Below are 20,154 nucleotides of genomic sequence, written 5' to 3' on the forward strand. Positions count from 1 at the left end.
CATCAAAAACCAATAATGTCGATAAGTGGCGCGTTCTAAAACAAGGTGCCGACGATCGAACCAAGTACCGATATCGGCCCCGAATCCCCCAGCCCCTCCATCGCCTTCTCCGTCTTCTTCAAGGTAGCCGTAGCATCCTTGTAAAGCTTGTCTTCGTTGACCAGCTTGCCGATGGTCCCCTCGCCACGGTTGATCTTGTCGGTTATATCCTTGATATTGCGTGAGGCGTCTTTGAGGTCTGAGTAAAGAACCTCTTCGTTAACCAGTTTGCCCAAAGTGCCTTCGCCGCGATTGATCTTGCCGGCAACCTCTTTGATCTCCTTGAAACCGCCGGTCATTTCATTAACGCCATCTTTCAGGCTGGTGATCGCGCTTCTGGCATCAGTGTAGAGGGCATCGTCATTGACCAGCTTGCCGATGGTCCCCTCACCCTTATCAATCTTGCCGGTCACACTCTTGATGCTGACAATGGCCTCATTGGCGTTGTTATAAAGCGCCTTGTCGTTCAGCAAAAGCGCCAGCGAGCCATCCCCCCGGTCGAACTTTTCGGTAATACTGTTGAGATTGGCAATACTGCTTCTGAGGTTCCCTCGATTGTCATCCAGAATAGCGGCAATCTTGTGCATTACCTCATTCTGGTTCTTGTTCAATTCCGTGATCAGAATTTTGGCATCCTTGGTGAGATCACTGACGTTATCGACGATAATATCAATATTGGCAACGTCCTTGCCGATGACCGTGCCGCCAGGTTCGAGCAGCGGGGCATTGGGAGACCCCAGCGAAAGTCCGAGGAACTGGCCGCCAAGCAGGTTGGTGAGCCTGAGCCCGGCAACGCTATCAGTCTTGATGCGGGTTCCGGGTTCAACTTCAAAATCGATTTGAACCTTGTCCATCAGAACCGCTACCCGCTTGATCTTGCCGACATCGACGCCGACCAGCTTGACCGGATCACCGACCTTGAGACCGGTGACGCTCCCCAGAAAAGTCTTGTAAGGGACCTTCTTTTTTAACGGGTTCCAGCGCTCACCTGTCTCGATCATGACGCCAAGCACGACGATCGATATAACAAAGAAGAGTCCGACCTTTCTTTCAATTGTCATTGCCATGACTTTCACTCTCCCTCTATGGTGCTATTGCTTACATCAATATGCGTGTCAGAAAATAATCAGCGACCAGAACCATCATGAACGACAACACCACGGACCTGGTTGTAGACCGCCCGATCCCGCGTGCCCCTCCTGAGGTCTTAAAGCCGACGTAACAGCATACCAAAGCTATGATCCCCCCGAATACCACCGACTTCACCAGGCCATTGGCGATCTCGCGAAGTTTCAGGGCAGCAGTGAGGCTGTCATAATAGATCGAATAAGAAACGAATATCTTGGGATGCAGATCGCTGATCACCGCACCGCCGATGATGCCGATGAAATCGACAAAGATGGTTAGGGCCGGGACACAGAGCAGACAGGCAATCATGCGAGGCATTGCCAGGTAACGCACCGGATTTATGTCGAGAGTCCGGAGGGCATCGATCTCCTCGTAGACCTTCATTACCCCTATCTCAGCAGCCATGGCCGAACCGGCCCGTCCGGCCACCAGAAAACTCGTCATTACCGGCCCCAGTTCCCGCACCATGGAATGACCGACAATGGCGCCGATTATCCCCTGGCTCCCGTATTTGTTCAGCTCGACACCGGTATTGAGGGCCAGAACCATCCCCACGAAAAAGGCCATAACTGCCGCAACCGGCAGGGTATCGTAGCCGATGATCGTTATCTGCACCAGAATGCTCTGGAGGTTGCGATGGGCCTCCCGGAAAAAATACAGGGTCTGCCCCAGCAGAATCAGGGTCTCGCCGAGAATCTCCTGGAAATAGATCAGCCTTCGGCCGATAGCATCCAGCAGCCTGTTCACAACCCACCTCCGGGTTTATTTGCAGCAGTGCCTTTTCCCGGCAATTTCTCACCCCAACTGAACCCGAAAGGGAGCCATAACAGCTTCAGGCTCTTTTCTCCCGAGACATTGCGGTAGCGAAACAGCCCCTTCAAGACACTGGTCTCCGTGGTACGAGGCTGGCCGCGATAAGACAACAGCGGATAGAATTCATACGAAACGGCATCTTCCCGAATCTCATGCCAGTAAAGGCTCCAAAGGAAAGATACCACCGACTCGCCGCTGTCGGTCCATTTCTGCTGGTAAATTCGCCATAATGGCGCCCAGTTCTGCTCAATCTCATCCCGATCCAGCACCGGCTCGACTGGAGCCGGGAAGGAAAAGGTCTTTACCCCGCGGTTGTCACGTTTATAGACAAAGAGCGGCCATAAAGCAGTGCGCCTTCGCTCGGAACCATCTTTGACCCAGCGCTCCAGGCTGTCCGAATAAAGGAAATAGAGCACCCGGTCGCGGTCGCGGCTGAAGGTTTCGGTAGTAAGGGTATCATTCCGGTACAGGGGCCAGAGATACCAGCTCTTGCTGCTCTCTTTCTTCTGCTCGTTAAAGTAAAACGGCAGGAAGCTGTCAACCGTGCGGTTCTCGCCGCGCACTGTCCAGATAAACGGCCAGAAATAGTCCTTGCCGCTCTGATTTTGCTTGCGGTCCTCGCTATAGCCGAAGAAGGGCCAGAGAAAACCTCGCTCCGTCCTGTCCGGCGAATCCGTTGCCGTGTACAACGGGAACAGAAAGAGCTTTTCCGTCGGGTTAGCGGTATCAAGCCCCTTGTTTTCCCGAATATAGAACGGCCAGAGGATGAACCGCTTGTTGTAAACCGCCTCTTTCGCAGCCTGACCATATAAAGGCCATACCTGGAACCCCGACTCCTTCTCCCCTGTCAACGTATTGAAAATCGGGTAGAGATAGTTGCGCGAGGTTGTCCCTTTTTTCACCGTGCTGCCATAGAGCGGGAACAGCAAGAAATGATATTCGTCTTTCCAGAATCGCTCATAGATGTCCCCGTAAATCGGGAACAGCGAGGTGTATGGACCATATTTTTTCGAATTGCCGCTGATGTAGAACGGGAAGAACATCTTGTCCTTTTCCCCGCCATCGGCTTCATCCTTGCGGAAGCTGTTATTCTGTACCAGTTTCAGCAGTTGGAACCGGGAGACTTCCGGCGTTGTCTCGGTAGTCGCCAAAGGATACAGGTACTCGGTAACCGAGGTCCCCTGCTTTTCATTGGAGCTGTTATGAAAGAGCGGCCTGAAAGCAACAATCCGGTCGCCCTTATTGGTCTGCACCTTTATGAGTGGCCCCAGTATCCCCAGATTGCTGAACTGCTCCTTCGGGCTCTCCCGGTAGTCTATCAACGGCCACAGGGTGAATATAGTGCCTTCAGCAGCTGCCTCATCCGCCTCAGCACCAAAAGCAGGCATTGACAGCAGGGTCAGACTCCCCAGCATTATGATTGCAATAATTAATCGCGTCATCCACTCCCCATGCCACAGCCATTGGCGCATGAATATTATGCCGCGCCTTCAATCATCGTCAACTAAAAAGCTTTATTCAATAACGACCGGCGTCAGATCATAACGTATACCGTATATCATTAAAAAAAACAGGGCGGAAGACAAAAAGCCCCCGCCCGAGACAATAATTAATTCTGCCGTTTTTCAACAGAGCAGCAAGACTTTCTGCACTACTGTCAGTATTTCTTGTCGGCGTAATCCACCCAGCCGCCGGCCAGCACCAGGGCCTTGTCAAACTGAGAAATCTCGAATTTAAAGGTTTTCTGTTTGCCACCGCCGCTCATGGTCAGGGTCTGGGCCTCGATGTCCAGGGTCATGGCGGCATCATCGTCGTTGCTGTGGGAGAAGATCTGGTCAAGATCCGCCTTTGGCAGTTCAATGGCAGCCATGCCGCAGTTAAACATGTTCTGGCGGAAGATCCGCGCAAATGACTCGGCGATGACCGCAGTGATGCCATTGACCTCAAACACCCAGGGCGCATGCTCGCGGGAAGAACCGCAGCCGAAATTGCCCCGGCTGACAATGACCCGAGCAGCTTTGGTCTTCGGCCCCTTGGGATCGAAACCGGGGAGCTTCAGATCTTCGAGGATATAAGGCTTGAGGTCTTCCTTGGTGATCTCGGTCAGATATTTCGCCGGGATGATCTCATCGGTATTTATGTCTGCGCGGTCAAGAAACAGAACCGGCCCGCCAAATGTTTTCATGTGTAGATCTCCTTGATAATATTAGTCAATATCAGCAAAATTTCTCTGAAGCGTGGTTTTTTCGATAAGCGCCAGGCGCCCAAGAGATTGCGCGGAGGCGTACATTTTGTACGTCGCACAAGCAATCACGATGGGCAACACCGCGATTGCGAAAAAGCCTTGTCCCTTATAAATACTTCCTAGGGTCTGCGATTTTTCCTTCGATAGCCGTAGCCGCGCTGGTTGCCGGAGACATCAGATGCACCATCCCTCCCTTACCCATCCGACCCATGAAGTTGCGGTTGGTAGTGGAGGCGCAGACCTCGCCATCGGCAAGGACTCCGTTGCTCATCCCCAGGCAGGCGCCACAGGTCGGATTGGTGACACAGAAACCGGCATCCATGAAGATATCGATCAGCCCCTCTTTCATCGCCTCCTGATAAATATGCGGGGTGGCAGGGGACAAAATCCCCCGGACATTTGGAGCAATTTTCTTCCCTTTAAGAATCTGAGCCGCGATACGCAGGTCCTCAAGACGCCCGTTGGTACAAGACCCGATGTAAACCTGATCAACAGCCTCTCCGGCAATCTCGCTGACAGGCTTTACCTGGTCCGGCTTGTAGCCGAAGGTGATGGTCGGCTCCAGGTTTGACAGATCGATATTTAAGACCTGATCGTAAACAGCGTCGTCGTCTGAGCACCACTCCTTGAAAGCGGCCAGTGCCGCCTCCTTGGAGGCATATTCGTCTTTTATGAACGGCCAGAGGAAATCAACCGTGACCATGTCCGGCATGCAGATCCCCGAAGTGCCTCCGGCTTCTATAGCCATGTTGCACAGGGTCATGCGAGACTCCATGGTCATAGCGTCAACGACCGGTCCGCGGAACTCCATGACCCTGTCCGTTGCGCCGTTGACGCCGATAAGCCCGATAACATGGAGGATGGCGTCCTTGGCATAGACCCCTTTCGGCAGCGTGCCGTTCAGGTTGAAGCGGATGGTTTTCGGTTCACGGAAAGCGCAAACGCCTTTCAGAATACCCACTTCCAGGTCAGTGGTCCCTACCCCAGCGGCAAAGGCACCGAATGCGCCATGGGTGCAGGTGTGAGAATCGCCCATGATTACAGTGTACCCAGGACGGATAAACCCTTTTTCCGGGAACAGGGCGTGGCAGACGCCGTTGGCGCCAATGTCGAAAAAGTCCTTGATATTATGTCTCCGCGCCCAGTCGCGCAGGATCTTGGCCTGGGTGGCGGTCTTGGTGTCCTTGCTCGGGGTAACATGATCAACCACTGCCTTGATGTTTGAGGCGCTGAAAACCCGGTCTTTGCCACGGGCCATAAGATCGGCGATGGCAATGGGAGTGGTGATCTCGTGGCACATCACCACATCAAGCTTCAGCACCTTGGTGCCGGCAAACGGTTCGTCAACCAGGTGACTGGCAAATATTTTTTCCGCTGTTGTCTTGCCCATGATAACAATCCTTTCGAGATGAGACTCACAAACTATTCAGTTTCAAATAACAAATTGGAAACCGGCCATACTCTAACCCAAACAGCACGGGCAAATCAACGGTATTTTATTCTTTAAACCCGCATCACATTTGCCTGTGTATAAGGTAGGTGGTATACTCCCCCATATTCAAAGACCAAGGAGACAACATCATCTATGGAACTTAGTTTTACAAAGTCCAACGGCGAGCTTGATCAGGCAATCCTTGATCTTATTCAAAAAGCCGAAGGGATCCATCACCCGGAATATGTCAGGGAGATGATCATCTCAGCACTTAAAGCCGGCCAGGAGACCGATTACTTGGCAGACCTCAAGATGCTCAACAACACCATGAAGGAGATGCGCTACACCAACAAGGTCTTCGCGCCCTACCGGCGCAAGAAGAAGGTGACCATCTTCGGGTCCGCCAGAACCGAGCCGAGTGAGCCGATTTATCAAAAATGCGTCGAATTCAGCCGAGAGCTAGTCAGGCGAGGATTCATGACCATTACCGGCGGCGGGGGCGGCATCATGCAGGCCGGCAACCTGGGCGCCGGCAGCGAGAACTCATTTGCCGTCAATATCCGCCTCCCTTTTGAACAGTCCCCCAACCCGGTCATGGCCCAGAATCCCCGTCTTATTACCTACAAATACTTTTTCAACAGGAAAGTGGCATTTGTCAAAGAGGCTGATGCCATTGCCGTTTTCCCCGGGGGGTTCGGCACCCTGGATGAGGCCATGGAAGTGTTCACCCTGATCCAGACCGGGAAAACAGCGCCGAAACCGCTCGTATTGATTGACGACGACAGTGGTTACTGGGACCGCTTTTTTGAATTTGTAAAAGCCTCGATGTTGGGCAGAGGGCTGATTTCGGCCGAGGATTTTTCTATTTTCTCGATCAGCCAGTCTGTAGAAGATGCGATAAGTGTCATTGAGGGGTTCTATCATAACTATCACTCGCTTCGGTTTGTGGACGGAATACTCGTTGTAAGACTAACCAAGGAACTGTCGGATGACCAGATCGAAACTCTCTCTAGCGAGTTTCCGGAGATTAGGCACCCAGGAACGGTCATCAATCGCTGTCTGCCTTTTCCTGAAGAATCCGACGAACCAGACCTGCTCAACCTCCCCCGCATTGCGTTCCGTTTTGACCACCAGCATTATGGTCTGCTGATCGCCTTTATCGGGAGAATCAACACATTTTGACAAAACTGGAAATTAAAACCAAAAATCTTGACACTATTATTTCTCACATGCTAGTTTTACGCTGCAGTAGGTTTCGGACGTTTTTGCAGAACCAGGAAATGCGAAGATCCCCGTTGGACCTTGCTCTTCCCTGTCAGAAGACTCCGGCAACTGCGGTCACCCCCAAACATCCGGCAACAAGAACCGGAGCAACACAAGGAGGAAGCAGAAAATGGCACAGGGCAAGGTAAAATGGTTCAACGACGCAAAGGGATTCGGTTTCATCGAGCAGGACAACGGCGAGGATGTATTTGTTCACTTTTCCGCAATCCAGGGCGAAGGGTTCAAGTCGCTGGCAGAAGGCCAGGCAGTGACCTTTGATGTCATCAACGGACCAAAAGGGCTCCAGGCATCCAACGTACGCAAAGCCTAAAATTAACCGCTTGACGCACAACATGAAGGCCCTGTCGCGATATCCGGCAGGGCCTTCATTTTTTTGAATTCAACTGTGTTCTTCAAACGTCAGGATGTAATCCGCCCGCGGATCAGTGTCCACGCCAGCAACCCCAGCAGCAAGGGAGCAACGCTCTCCGGGTGCTCAACAGTGACAACCAGAGGAGCGAGCAGTGCCCGGCACCCCTTGGCTAGCCACTGGTGACGGGATATGACTGCCGCCAGAGGCGGGCTTACCCGGTAGTAGAGGCTTACCAGCCACTTTCCCGGCAGATTGGTCAGCAACCAGCGATCCCGGAAATCCCTTAAAACCATTACCTTGGGGTGCATATAGCTGCCATAAGCTGCGGTAGCAATGAAACATCCGCCCCCGCCTCCACCGCCACCTGTTGCAGTTGTGGTTGCTGTTGCACTGCCGCTATTGCTTAACACCAGGATGTCGGCGTTGCTGGTCGATACCGAGTCTGCCAACACCTCTGCCGGCTTGGCTGAGAGATCGACCCCGCCGATAGAATTGAGGGGATAGCTGAAGAATGCCAGGGAATAAGGTTGGGCGGGAAACTCTGAAAGCGGCAGAGGAGATGTGCCGGTCTGTGACGGCAGAGGGTGAGCATAGATACGCGATATATCATGCTGATGGCTAGCCCAGTTCTGCAGGGCCAACCTCTTGCCAAAGCCGATCAGCTCAGTACCAATCCCATCACCCAGAACCTCCTCCAGCACCGGGAGCATCGGGATATCATTGCCGTCGGTCGGCGCCCCTCGCTGTGCCAGCCTGGTCCAGATGGTGCGCACCATGTCCAGACCACGGGTCTCGGCAATATACCGGTTGAACAGCCACCGGCCATAACCGCCGCCGCTTGAAACGCTTACCGCTGCATTGAGAGGCAGACCGAAATTCTGGAACCATGGCGGAAGATAATCATAGAGCTGGTTGACGGAATCATAGACCTCGTCCTCGATCCAGGTAGAGGTCGCCTCAGCGTACCAGGGATCGAAATAGGCATTGTAGCCGTATTGAATGGCGTGGTGGTACTCGTGGGCAGCCGTAATCTGCAGATAATCCAGTGCTGAATACTTATCATGGTTGAATTCGGCAAAGTCGTTGTCGATAGTTATGTAACTGCCATACGATGCCGTACTGAATGGGATATCAGAATTGGTGAATCCTAGATATTTGGCGATGCCGCCGCCAAGATTCTGCAGATAGACGTCATAAGGGACGCCTCCGGCAGTCGGAGCCGGGTTGTAGTGCAGGCTGTTCACCTCAGCCGCATAAACCGTCTCAAAAACCGCAGCAACGGTCTCAACCCAGTCCGGGACTCCGTTGCCATTGGCATCGGTCAATGGCGGTGCGTCAAGGCCACTGGTAGCATAATGAATCGTAAAGCGTCCGCCAGAAGAAGTAAACTGAGCTGGATCTGCCAGCGCTGGCTTGGCAAGGTACTTGGCCAGCACCTGCTGGGTACCGACGGTCAGTTTTTGCCAGTCACGGCGCAAGGAATGGTAAACCGGAGTGTAACACCGGTCCAGCGGAAGCTCTCCGGTAGCTTGCGACACCGCTGACAAGCCGGATAGGGGGGTTGACCGGCCCGGCTTCTCCCCAAAGCGCTCAAGATAGTAATCATCCAGACCGGCAGCAAAGAGAGCCGGCGCTGCAAGCGACATGACGATAAGGACCGTCAATAATTTCAAGGTGAAAGACATCATGGGAAATATCCTACCACAGATTTCTCCCTATACCCACTCCCTGATAAAAAGAAAGGGGGCGCCCAAGCACCCCCCATGTACAGATTTCAAGCTGCTCGTTGACCAGAATTGATTACAGCCCCTCGATGAACTTACCCTTCTGGTAATGAAGACGGTTGAGGGCATTGATATAGGCTTTGGCCGACGCCTCGATGATATCGGTCGATGAGCCGCGGCCCATCACGGTCTTGTCGCCGTCGGCAACACGGACGGTAACTTCCCCCTGGGCATCGGTACCGCCGGTTATGGAACCGACATTGTACTGGAGCAGCTTCCCTTTGGTTTTGGTCAGTTTCTTTATCGCCTTCAGGGTTGCGTCAACCGGGCCGTCGCCAAGTTCGGCAGTCCTTACCGGCAAGCCATCAATCTCCAGCTGTACCGTCGCTGTGGCCACGGCAAAAGAACCGCAGGTCACGGTGATATGGTCCAGCTTGTATTTTTCCGCCGGTCGCAACACTTCTTCGGCAATAAGCGCTTCCAGGTCTTCATCGAAAACCTCTTTCTTAAGGTCAGCCAAGGCCTTGAATTTGTCGAAGGCCTTGTTCAGATCCTCGTCACTCAGGTCATGGCCCAGTTCTACCAAGCGCTTCTTGAAGGCGTGCCGTCCGGAATGCTTGCCAAGGACGAGGAGATTGGCTTTTAACCCGACTGAATCAGGAGTCATGATCTCGTAGGTGGATTTCTCCATCAACACCCCGTGCTGATGGATTCCAGACTCGTGGGCAAAGGCGTTGGCGCCGACAACCGCTTTATTGGGCTGGACAGCAATACCGGTAATGGTAGAAAGGAGGCGGCTTGCCGGGGTTATCTGTTCCGTGGCTACATTGCACCGGAACGGCAGGATATCGGCCCTGGTCTTGAGGATCATGACAAATTCTTCCAGCGAACAGTTGCCGGCACGCTCACCGATGCCGTTGATGGTGCATTCAACCTGCCCTGCGCCGGCCTGGATCGCAGCGATCGAATTTGCCACGGAAAGACCAAGGTCATTGTGGCAGTGGACAGAGATAACCGCCTTGTCAATATTGCGGACGTTGTCCTTGAGATGTTTGATAATGTTGAAGTATTCAAACGGGATCGTGTAACCGACCGTATCCGGGATATTGACGGTTGTGGCACCGGCATCGATCACCGCCTCCACAACCTCTGCCAGGAAATCAATGCGAGTGCGCACGGCATCCTCGCACGAGAACTCGACATTGGGTGTGTAAGAACTAGCGCGCTTGACTGCCTTAACCGCTGCCTCAAGGACCTTGCCCGGCTCCATCTTCAGTTTGTATTTCATGTGGATATCAGAAGTCGCGATAAAGGTGTGGATCCGCCCCTTCTCGCCGGCATGCTTGAGCGCTTCCCATGCCCGGTCAATATCCTTGTCGCTTGAACGGCACAGTCCGGCAATCTCAGGCCCTTTGATGGTCTGGGCAATCCTTTTGACCGCCTCGAAATCCCCTTCGGAGGCGATTGGAAAACCGGCCTCGATCACGTCAACATTCAGCTTTTGCAGCTGTTTGGCAACACGGAGTTTCTCCTCGATGTTCATGCTGTTGCCCGGTGACTGCTCACCGTCGCGCAGCGTCGTATCAAAAATCCTTATCAGCCTGCGATCATCCTTTTTTGTAGCTTTTGCCATGTTGTACGCTCCTTTCGTGCCGCATTCGGAAATAAAAAAGCCTCCGCCCCAAACAAGGGGCGAAGGCTTGAGCCTCGCGGTACCACCCTTTTCACCTACCGACCAGAGATCGACAGGCCTTAATTAATCCTTAACGCGGAATTACGTCTCCAGTTACTGTTCATTCACCGGAGCGGCTCCAAGGCGAGTTCATCGTTTCCCCTCACCGGCTCGCACCAACCGCCGGCTCTCTCAAGAGGTTCCATGATTACTACTCCTCTTCACTGCCTTTCAAATTTATATGACATTAGATAAAACAGCGGTTTGATGTCAAGGAATTTCTTTCAGATTTTATTTTTTATCGTAACAGCCCATATTTGACTATGCACCAGATCGCCTTGACGCCGTCTTTCCACCCTATTTTCTTGCCTTCGGCATAGGTTCTGCCACTATAGGATATGCCGACCTCGTAGATACGGCAGCCGGTTCGTGCAACTTTTGCCGTTATTTCAGGCTCGAACCCGAACCGATCCTGCTCCAGCGCGATCCCCTTGACGATTTCCGTGCGGAATACCTTATAACAGGTCTCCATATCGGTAAGATTCAGGTTGGTAAACATATTGGACAGCAGGGTCAGGAAGCGGTTCCCGAGAGAGTGCCAGAAATAAAGGACGCGGTGCTCTTCGCCACCCACGAACCGCGAACCGAAAACAACGTCGGCCTTGCCGTCCAGAATCGGCTTGATCAGCTTGGGATATTCCACCGGATCATATTCGAGATCAGCATCCTGAATAATGAACATGTCCCCCCGGACGTGGCGGATGCCGGTGCGAATGGCCGCACCCTTTCCCTGATTGACTTCATGGCGGACCACGGTCACCGGGTATTTAGAGACAAGTTGACTGATGATATCGCGGGTTCCATCAGTTGAACAGTCGTCAACAATGATCAACTCCTTATCGATAGGCACTTCATCGACACGGCGGATGATTTCGGCAATAGTTGCCCGCTCATTATACACAGGGATTATGACACTTAGCATTGGCTACTCCAAAAACTCGTAAACGGCAACCCCGGCACTGGCAGGGTCACTATACAATAACACGAGACGAAGATCTGGCACTGGGCGATACCCCTCACCCTTGACAATAATAAGCCCTTTTAACGAAGATGAAAGCAAGGGGCTTAACAGCGGCAACATCTGGGGACGTGCCCCTAAAAGCGTGCCGTCGGCAACAATATAGCGGGCATGATTCTTCCTGGCTTCATTAAGAATCTCGTCAAAACCTGCCTGGGGAATATCCACCCGTGACATATCAGCGTAGAAGGTTAGCCTGGCATCGCGAGCCATGACAACTGACCGTTTGGGAAGCTGTTGCTTCAGCATCTTGCCGATCAGTTTATGATCGTAGCGGGCGCCGTCATCAGCATAATGATAAGGTTTTGTTGTACCGAACGACAGATGCGGTTGCAGCATGATTACACCGAGGATCACCCCAGCAATGGCTGCGAACGGCAGGCGCAACATGAAACGGCTTAAAGGCCGTTCAGCGCAAAGGGCAGGAATTTTCTGGAGCAGCGTCTGGAGCGCAACCAGCCCCTGGGCGGCAAAGATCAGGAAAAAAGGCAAAAACGGCGCAGTATATACATTACCGAGGAAAAAAAAGACGATCAGGACAAGAAGCGGCGAGCAGGCGCAAAGGATAAGAAGTCGGCTTCTCAGCCACCCAGCACGCGCAGTGCCGGCAACCATCCCCAAGAGCATCAGCAACCAGATATACACCGGCAGAGTCTCATCCCATAAGGCCTTGATGTTGTGCACTGAATTTTTCCAGATGAAATCCGGATACTTGCGAATTACATCCATATAACCGATTCCGGCAAATGAAGGCTCACGTTTCATGTCCGGCCGGTCCAGATACCAGCCGAGAGAATCCGCAAGGGTTACGCTGGACTTCCCCGAAAGCTGCCAAGCACCGGTCAAGTCATGGAGGAGGAGAATATATGGCACGGCAAGAACCAGGAATCCACCCAGGACAAAACACAGCACCGTGAGATGCCGTTTGGCGCAGTTCCGGGCAACAATCGGGACAACAAAAAAAAGCAGCAAAGTGGCAACCAGGATGATGATCGCCTCAGGGCGGGTCAGATAGGCAGCGCCGAACAACAGTCCTGCTGCGATACCCCAGCGTCTCTGCAAAAGCTCGACTGACCTCCACAAACAGAAAAGAGCGGTAAGCACCAGCGTCAAATAGGTTGACTGGGTCAGCACCTCGCTGCTGAGCTTTGCAAGAGCAGGCGATAACGCAACTAAAAGTGCTGCAACCACTGCCGTTTGCCTTGAAAAAAGAGTTTTCGCAAGCAGGTAGACCGGGACAACGAGCGCGGTCCCCATGACCATGGAGACCAGCTTGCCGGCCAGTTCGTCATCCCCCACCAGCACATTCATCAATCCGATCAGCAAGGGAAACACGGGGGGGTAATGTACTGTCCCAGAAAACCCTTCTCCGCGAAAGATCGAGCGCGCTATGTTCACATATGAGATGCCGTCGGCCGCAATGACTCTGGCAATCGGAAAGGTATAGATTCTCAGCGCAAGGGCGAGAATAACAACTCCTGCAATCACCAGGAAATCGTCGCGACGGAACATTGAATCAGTAGTTGTCGTTGATCCGCCAACTGACTTCCAGATCATTGGAGGGGCCTGTTTGACTCATGACCCTTGTGGATCGCTTTTTCCAGCCGTCTCCGTCGGGGCCAGGTCAAAATAAAGGCGACCGGGCCGGACAGGATGTAACATAGAAAAATCGTGAAGAGCATGAGCACCGGTTCTGCAGCGACCACGACAAACAGCAGGACAATCAGCACTAGGAAACCGAACGGCTGCCGTTTGATCAGTTCCGGATCCTTAAAGGAGTAAAACTTAAAATTGGAAACCATCAGGAAGGCAAGGAGATAGATCAAAACCAGAATCGCCAGCTTCTTGAACGAACTCGGCCAGCCGAAGTGATAGAAAAGCAGGACCGTTGCCGAGACCATGCTGGCAGCCGCAGGTGTCGGCAGGCCAATGAACCGTTTGCTCTCGACCGTATCCACCTGAACATTGAAACGGGCCAGGCGCAAAGCGGCGCAGGCCACAAAAAGGAAGGCGGCAACCCACCCCAGTCGACCAAATGGTCGCAGTGCCCATGCGTACATGAGAAAGCCGGGGGTGACGCCAAACGAAACCACATCGGCCAGAGAATCGTATTCTACCCCGAACTTACTGGTAGTGCCGGTGGCACGCGCCACCTTACCGTCAAGGCCGTCAAAAATAGATGCCGCGAGAATCCAGATGGCGGCCGTGCGGTAATCTCCGGACAACGTTGCGACCATGCTGTAAAAGCCGGCAAAAAGACTGCCTGTGGTAAAGAGGTTAGGGAGGATGTAAATCCCTTTCCGTATACTCTCGCTTCTTTCGGTTTTTTCGCTTTCGTTCACCCGAGTATCCCCAGGACCGTTTCTCCTGCCACGGTCTTTTGCCCCATCTTTACCATTATTTCGGTCTCTTTGGGGAGATATACATCAAGCCTTGAACCGAACCGGATCAGGCCGTAGCGCTTACCTCGTTCCAGCAGATCGCCCTTACCAGCATAGCATACGATACGCCGGGCGATCAGTCCAGCCACCTGAACCACAACAATCTTTTTGCCACCATTGGTTGCAATCACCAGGCCACTCTGCTCGTTTTCAAAGGTTGCCCGTTCATGCCGCACATCGAGAAATTTCCCGGAGATGTAGAACGAATCCAGCACCGTGCCGGTAACCGGTGCCCGGTTGACGTGCACATTGAAAACAGACATGAAAATACTGATCTTGGTCATTTCCTGGCCAAGATGTGGCTCGACTGCGTCTCCAAGATAGATCACCACGCCATCGGCTGGCGCAACCAGTTTATCCTCGCCACTCGGTGCGTTTCGTACAGGGTTTCTGAAGAAAAAAACAATAAACAGCGTTACCACCAGCATAAAAGCCGCAGGTAGAGACCAGCAAAGCCAAGCCAGGACTGCAGTAACAATCCCCCCGGCAATAATAAACGGGAATCCTTCAGGTGCTACTGGGAAATTTCCGGGTCTGTCCATCAATAAGGAATCCTTCACTAAAAAACCGGGTCACCCGCTCTCAGGAATGAGAAAGCGGGGCCCGGCATTTATGATCGAAATTGATCAGTTCTTGGTCTTGTCGACGATTTTCTGGATCCAGGGCATCATACTCCGCAGCTGTCCGCCGACCTGCTCGATCGGGTGGGCAGCGTTGAGCCGACGGCGGGCCGTCATCTCCGGATAATTCGACATACCTTCGAGAATGAAGCGCTTGGCGTATTCTCCGGTCTGGATGTTAGCCAGGCATTCCTTCATAGCCTTACGGCTCTGCTCGTTGATCACCTGCGGACCGGTGACGTATTCGCCATATTCGGCATTGTTGGAAATGGAGTAGTTCATGTTGGCAATGCCGCCTTCATACATCAGGTCAACGATCAGCTTGAGCTCATGCAGGCACTCGAAATAGGCCATTTCCGGGGCATAACCTGCCTCTACCAGCGTCTCGAAGCCAGCCTTGACCAGCTCCACTGCGCCGCCGCAAAGCACAGCCTGCTCGCCGAACAGGTCAGTCTCGGTTTCGTCCTTGAAGGTGGTTTCAATGATGCCGGTACGGCCGCCGCCAATGGCGCTGGCATAGGACAGTGCTACCTCGCGGGCTTTGCCGGAGGCATCCTGGAAAACCGCGATCAGGTCGGGAATGCCGCCACCCTTGACGAACTCCGAGCGAACGGTGTGACCAGGCGCCTTGGGAGCGATCATGATAACGTCCAGGTCCGCACGGGGTACAACCTGGTTATAGTGTATGGCAAAGCCGTGGGCAAAAGCCAGGGTAGCGCCCTGCTTCAACTTCGGCTCGATCTCATCACGGTAGAGACGGGACTGAAACTCGTCTGGAGTAAGAATCATCACCAGGTCTGCCGCAGCCACGGCGTCGGCAACACTCGCTACCTTCAGTCCGGCATTCTGCGCCTTGACAGCCGATGTCGAACCAGGCCGCAGCGCCACAGTCACGTCAACCCCGGAATCCTTGAGGTTACAGGCATGGGCATGCCCCTGAGAACCGTAGCCAACCACCGCAACTTTTTTACCTTTGATGATCGCGAGATCACAATCTCTGTCGTAATAAACGTTCATTTACTTCCTCCATGTATTTTCTGCACAGATATCTCTGGCATATGCATATTTTACTCTGTTAACGGAACAACAACTCCGCAAGGTTCTAGGTTCTTACCCTTTCCAACCCTTTGAGCCCCTGCCGATGGCAACCGGCCCGGTCCGGACAAGCTCTTTGAGCCCAAGAGGCCGCAGGAGTTCGAGAATCGCGTCAATCTTGGCGGGTGACCCGGTGGCCTCAATAGTATACGAGCGTGGGGTGACATCGATAATTTTCGCACGGAAAATATCAACAATCCTCAGGACCTCCGCCCTGCTTTCATCCTCGGCAGTCACCTTGACCAGAGCCATTTCACGCTCAATGCCACTGCCGTCGGTGAAGTCGATGACCTTGATTACATCGATCAGCTTGTTGAGCTGCTTGCTGATCTGTTCCAGGATCTGGTCATCGCCCCGGGTTACCAGGGTGATCCGGGAGATGGTCTCATCATTGGTCGGAGCCACTGACAGCGAATCGATATTAAAGCCGCGCCCGGAAAACAGGGCCGCCACTCGGGACAGCACCCCGAATTCGTTTTCCACCAATACTGAAATTGTATGCTTCATGAGGAATAACCTCCATATACATTGATTGTAGAGGCGCATTGAGATGCGCCCAAAACAGGGCGGATAGCAATCCGCCCCTACATGGCTCTAGGCATTAAGCACCATCTCGTTCAGTGAAGCCCCTGCCGGCACCATCGGCAACACCTTTTCCTCGCGGGCGATCTTGAACTCCATGATGACCGGGCCGTCATAGGCAAATCCTTGCTTGATGGTATCCTCAACCTCATCGGTCTTGGTTGCCTGAAAGCCCTTGGCGCCGAATGCCTCGGCAAGCTTGATGAAATCGATCGGCTGTTCCATACAGGTCTGTGAGTAGCGCTTGTCGAAGAACAGCTCCTGCCACTGCCGCACCATGCCGAGGAAGTTGTTGTTCAGGATGACGATCTTTACCGGAAGCCGGTTCTGCACCAGAGTGGCCATCTCCTGCAGGTTCATCTGGAATCCGCCGTCACCGCAGACCACAATTACCTGCCGCTTCGGGAAGGCAGCCTGTGCCCCCATGGCAGCCGGCAATCCATACCCCATGGTACCAAGACCACCCGACGACAACAGGGTACGAGGCTTGGTAAAGGTGAAGAACTGGGCAGTCCACATCTGGTGCTGTCCGACATCGGTTGCCACAATAGCATCGGGATCCGACAGTTCGCGCAGCTTCTCGATCACGTACTGCGGCTTGATGACATTGGCGGCATGCTTGTAGGTCAGCGGGTGCTTCGCTTTCCAGGCGGCAATCTCTTCATGCCACTCCTTTGTCGCCTCCTTGAAGGCCTTTACCTTATCGGGATGGGCCTCTACCTCTTTGATCATCTTGAAAAGCACGTCTTTGACATCACCGACGATCGGCAGATCAACCGGCACGTTCTTCTTGATCGAGGTCGGATCAACGTCGATGTGGATGATCTTGGCATGCGGGGCAAAGGTTGCCAGCTTGCCGGTCACCCGGTCATCGAAACGGGCGCCGATTGCCACCAGCACATCGGTGTTGGTCATTGCCATGTTGGCGTAGTAAGTACCGTGCATCCCGAGCATCCGCAAGGAATTGGGCGAATCCTCAGGATAAGCGCCAAGCCCCATCAAGGTGGTGGTTACCGGTACTTCGAGCATATTGCACAGCTTGGTCAACTCCTCAGCAGCATTGGCCAGAATGACCCCGCCGCCTACGTAGACCACCGGCTTGCGTGAACCGAGCAGCATCTCGATCGCTCGCTCCACCTGCTTCGGATGACCTTCCAAGTTCGGCTTGTACCCTCTGATATCCACTTTTTCGGGATACTTGAACTCTGCCTGGGCGATCTGCACATCTTTCGGGATATCAACTAGTACCGGCCCGGGACGACCGCTCCTGGCAATGTAAAAGGCCTTCTTGAGAATACCGGCCAGTTCGTTGACGTCGCGCACCAGGAAGTTGTGCTTGGTACAGGGCCGGGTAATACCGATGATATCGACCTCCTGAAAGGCATCGTTGCCGATCAGCGGCGTCGGCACCTGTCCGGTGATGATGACGACCGGTATCGAATCCATGTAAGCGGTCGCAATCCCGGTGACAGTATTGGTTGCACCGGGGCCAGACGTTGCAATGGCAACCCCGACCCGGCCGGTGGCGCGGGCATAACCGTCAGCGGCATGCACCCCTGCCTGCTCATGGCGTGGCAGGATATGGTGGATATCCTTGAAGCCGTGCAGTTCGTCGTAAATATTGATTACCGTGCCGCCGGGGTAGCCGAAAACCGTATCGACCCCCTCCTTTTTGAGGCACTCCAGGAGTATTCTTGCTCCATTCATTTTCATGTATATGTCCTCCCCTAGATAGGGATTGATTTTATGTAGGGCAGGCCGATGTGCCTGCCCGGATTGCAGGCGGCCACATCGGGCCGCCCAACAGATTATTTATTCGGTAATTGCTCCGGTGTGCGCCGAGGTAACCACCTTGGCATACCTTGCCAGCCAGCCGCCTTTAATCTTCGGTTCAGGCGCCTGCCACTTGGCCCGGCGGGCCGAAAGGGTCGCCTCGTCAACCAGCAGGTCGAGCTTCCGGTTCGGGATATCGAGCAGAATCCGGTCGCCGTCCTCAACCAGAGCTATCGGGCCGCCATCGGCCGCTTCAGGAGAGATGTGGCCGATACATGGGCCGCGCGTACCACCGGAGAACCTGCCGTCGGTAATGAGCGCAACGCTGTCGCCAAGCCCCATCCCCATGATGGCAGCTGTAGGTGCCAGCATCTCCCGCATTCCCGGGCCGCCTTTCGGCCCTTCGTAGCGGATGACCACCACATCGCCGGACTTGATCCGGCCTTCCATGATGGCGGCCATGGCAAGCTCCTCGGCATTAAAGCACCGGGCCGTCCCCTCGAACCTCATCATCGGGGCAGAAACGCCGGACTGCTTGACTACTGCCCCCTTCGGCGCGATTGAGCCGAAGAGGACAGCGATACCTCCTTCTTTCTTCACCGGGTTCGCAACAGGACGGATAACCGTCTCGTCTACGTTCGCGATGCTCGAAGCGATCTGCAGGGTCGAAAGACCCAAAACTGTCGGGTTATCCTTGATCTTGTCGCCAAGCTGTTTCAACACCCCGGCTACTCCGCCGGCAGCGTCCAGATCTTCCATGAAATGCTCACCGGCAGGGTTCATCGAAGCAAGCTGCGGCGTCTCCTTGGCCAGGATATCGAAAGTCTCCAGTGGCAGGTCAACACCGGCATCCCGAGCGATTGCCAGCAGGTGCAGCACGGTATTGGACGAGCCGCCCAGCGCCAGGTCAACGCGGATGGCGTTCTCAAAGGCAGCGCGGGTCATTATCTGCCGCGGGGTAACATTGTTTTTCACCAGTTCTACGATCTTTTCGCCCGACGCAAAGGCAATGCGGCGTTTCAGGGCCGATACGGCCAAAGCAGTGCCACAGCGGGGCAGACTCATCCCGAGGGTCTCGGTGAGGATTGCCATGGTATTGGCGGTGAACAACCCCTGGCAGGAACCCATCCCGGGACAGGCGTTGTCTTCGCAAACCTGCAGCTCCTTGGCATCAATCACGCCGGCCTTGTAGCGGGCCATTGCCTCGAAGGTGTCGGTCACAAACGAGTACTTTCTCCCCCCGTCGCCCCGGCCCGAAAGCATGGGGCCGGCAGTAACCACGATACAGGGGATATCGAGCCGCGCGGCAGCCATGAGCATACCGGGGGTAATCTTATCGCAGTTGGTCAGGAGCACCAGGCCATCGAGACGATGGGCCTCGGCAATCGACTCCACCATGTCGGCGATCAGTTCGCGGGTCGGGAGCGAGTAGTGCATCCCTTTGTGCCCCATGGCAATACCGTCGCAAACGCCGGGGATGCCAAAGAAGAACGAGTAGCCCCCCCCGGTGTGAACCCCCTTCTCAATGAAACGCTCAAGGTCCCGCATCCCGACATGGCCGGGGATCAGGTCGGTAAAACTGGTGGCAACACCGATAAAAGGCTTCTCCAATTCGCTCTGGGGAACTCCGGTTCCCTTGATAAGAGCGCGGTGCGGTGTTCGCTCCAGCCCCTTCTTAATCATGTCGCTTCGCATGAGTACACTCCGGCAGCATATGCTAGAAAAAATGTGAATGAAGAAAATACTGTATTTTGCAGGGGGATGTCAACATGAATAAAATACTGTTATTGAAATAAAATCAACAGGAACGCTGCCTTAGAAATGGTTTACAAACCGATGATTGCAGCAGACCGAAAAAAATCTGCAAAAAGTTTAA

At 53.8% G+C, this 20,154-nt stretch carries 17 protein-coding genes and 1 other annotated feature; of the genes, 2 read left to right on the plus strand and 15 right to left on the minus strand.

Annotated elements, in window-relative coordinates; all coding sequences use genetic code 11:
- Positions 1-35 precede the first annotated feature (35 nt).
- The 5 genes from KI809_RS02810 to KI809_RS02830 form a co-directional block, all read right to left on the minus strand.
- Positions 36-1,106 (minus strand): MlaD family protein, encoded by a 1,071-nt coding sequence (locus tag KI809_RS02810; protein WP_214169983.1) that lies wholly within the window; start codon positions 1,104-1,106, stop codon positions 36-38.
- Between the two features lie 31 nt (positions 1,107-1,137).
- Positions 1,138-1,914, minus strand: a complete 777-nt coding sequence (locus KI809_RS02815) for an MlaE family ABC transporter permease (protein ID WP_214169984.1) — start codon at positions 1,912-1,914, stop codon at positions 1,138-1,140.
- Positions 1,911-3,422: a hypothetical protein gene (locus KI809_RS02820; RefSeq protein ID WP_214169985.1), complete on the minus strand. Its 1,512-nt coding sequence runs from the start codon at positions 3,420-3,422 to the stop codon at positions 1,911-1,913. Before KI809_RS02820 ends, KI809_RS02815 begins: the two co-directional genes overlap by 4 nt.
- Before the next feature lie 215 nt (positions 3,423-3,637).
- Positions 3,638-4,165: a 3-isopropylmalate dehydratase small subunit gene (gene leuD / locus KI809_RS02825; RefSeq protein WP_214169986.1), complete on the minus strand. Its 528-nt coding sequence runs from the start codon at positions 4,163-4,165 to the stop codon at positions 3,638-3,640.
- A gap of 166 nt (positions 4,166-4,331) precedes the next feature.
- Entirely contained in the window at positions 4,332-5,615 is a 1,284-nt protein-coding gene (locus KI809_RS02830) for a 3-isopropylmalate dehydratase large subunit (protein ID WP_214169987.1), read from the minus strand.
- Between the two features lie 195 nt (positions 5,616-5,810).
- Between KI809_RS02830 and KI809_RS02835 the strand changes: the two genes are divergently transcribed.
- Positions 5,811-6,839, plus strand: coding sequence for an LOG family protein (locus tag KI809_RS02835; RefSeq protein WP_214169988.1), 1,029 nt, complete (start codon positions 5,811-5,813; stop codon positions 6,837-6,839).
- Positions 6,840-7,050: 211 nt separating this feature from the next.
- Entirely contained in the window at positions 7,051-7,251 is a 201-nt protein-coding gene (locus KI809_RS02840; protein WP_214169989.1) for a cold-shock protein, read from the plus strand.
- Positions 7,252-7,340: 89 nt separating this feature from the next.
- On the opposite strand, the gene KI809_RS02845 is transcribed toward KI809_RS02840, so the two are convergent.
- The 10 genes from KI809_RS02845 to ilvD form a co-directional block, all read right to left on the minus strand.
- The gene (locus tag KI809_RS02845) at positions 7,341-8,981 is read right to left on the minus strand and encodes an MXAN_6640 family putative metalloprotease (protein ID WP_246559137.1); all 1,641 of its coding nucleotides are present in this window, start codon (positions 8,979-8,981) and stop codon (positions 7,341-7,343) included.
- A gap of 112 nt (positions 8,982-9,093) precedes the next feature.
- Complete coding sequence (locus tag KI809_RS02850; RefSeq protein WP_214169990.1) at positions 9,094-10,650, minus strand: 2-isopropylmalate synthase; 1,557 nt, start codon at positions 10,648-10,650, stop codon at positions 9,094-9,096.
- Positions 10,651-10,702: 52 nt separating this feature from the next.
- Positions 10,703-10,923 (minus strand) — a binding site (T-box leader).
- Between the two features lie 64 nt (positions 10,924-10,987).
- Positions 10,988-11,671 (minus strand): glycosyltransferase family 2 protein, encoded by a 684-nt coding sequence (locus KI809_RS02855; protein WP_214169991.1) that lies wholly within the window; start codon positions 11,669-11,671, stop codon positions 10,988-10,990.
- A 3-nt stretch (positions 11,672-11,674) separates the two neighbouring features.
- On the minus strand, positions 11,675-13,324 hold the full coding sequence (locus KI809_RS02860) for an ArnT family glycosyltransferase (RefSeq protein WP_214169992.1): 1,650 nt from the start codon (positions 13,322-13,324) through the stop codon (positions 11,675-11,677).
- Positions 13,321-14,073: a CDP-diacylglycerol--serine O-phosphatidyltransferase gene (gene pssA / locus KI809_RS02865; RefSeq protein ID WP_214170489.1), complete on the minus strand. Its 753-nt coding sequence runs from the start codon at positions 14,071-14,073 to the stop codon at positions 13,321-13,323. Before pssA ends, KI809_RS02860 begins: the two co-directional genes overlap by 4 nt.
- Positions 14,074-14,105: 32 nt before the next feature.
- Positions 14,106-14,750 (minus strand): phosphatidylserine decarboxylase family protein, encoded by a 645-nt coding sequence (locus KI809_RS02870; protein WP_214169993.1) that lies wholly within the window; start codon positions 14,748-14,750, stop codon positions 14,106-14,108.
- Between the two features lie 84 nt (positions 14,751-14,834).
- The gene (ilvC, locus tag KI809_RS02875; protein WP_214169994.1) at positions 14,835-15,845 is read right to left on the minus strand and encodes a ketol-acid reductoisomerase; all 1,011 of its coding nucleotides are present in this window, start codon (positions 15,843-15,845) and stop codon (positions 14,835-14,837) included.
- A 93-nt stretch (positions 15,846-15,938) separates the two neighbouring features.
- Positions 15,939-16,430 carry an acetolactate synthase small subunit gene (gene ilvN, locus KI809_RS02880; RefSeq protein ID WP_214169995.1) on the minus strand — a complete coding sequence of 164 codons (492 nt, stop codon included), beginning with the start codon at positions 16,428-16,430 and terminating at the stop codon, positions 15,939-15,941.
- 87 nt (positions 16,431-16,517) lie between these two features.
- Positions 16,518-18,218 carry a biosynthetic-type acetolactate synthase large subunit gene (gene ilvB, locus KI809_RS02885; RefSeq protein WP_214169996.1) on the minus strand — a complete coding sequence of 567 codons (1,701 nt, stop codon included), beginning with the start codon at positions 18,216-18,218 and terminating at the stop codon, positions 16,518-16,520.
- 99 nt (positions 18,219-18,317) lie between these two features.
- On the minus strand, positions 18,318-19,973 hold the full coding sequence (ilvD, locus tag KI809_RS02890; RefSeq protein WP_214169997.1) for a dihydroxy-acid dehydratase: 1,656 nt from the start codon (positions 19,971-19,973) through the stop codon (positions 18,318-18,320).
- Between the last annotated feature and the right edge of the window lie 181 nt (positions 19,974-20,154).

This window comes from Geoanaerobacter pelophilus, assembly GCF_018476885.1.
Classification (GTDB): domain Bacteria; phylum Desulfobacterota; class Desulfuromonadia; order Geobacterales; family DSM-12255; genus Geoanaerobacter; species Geoanaerobacter pelophilus.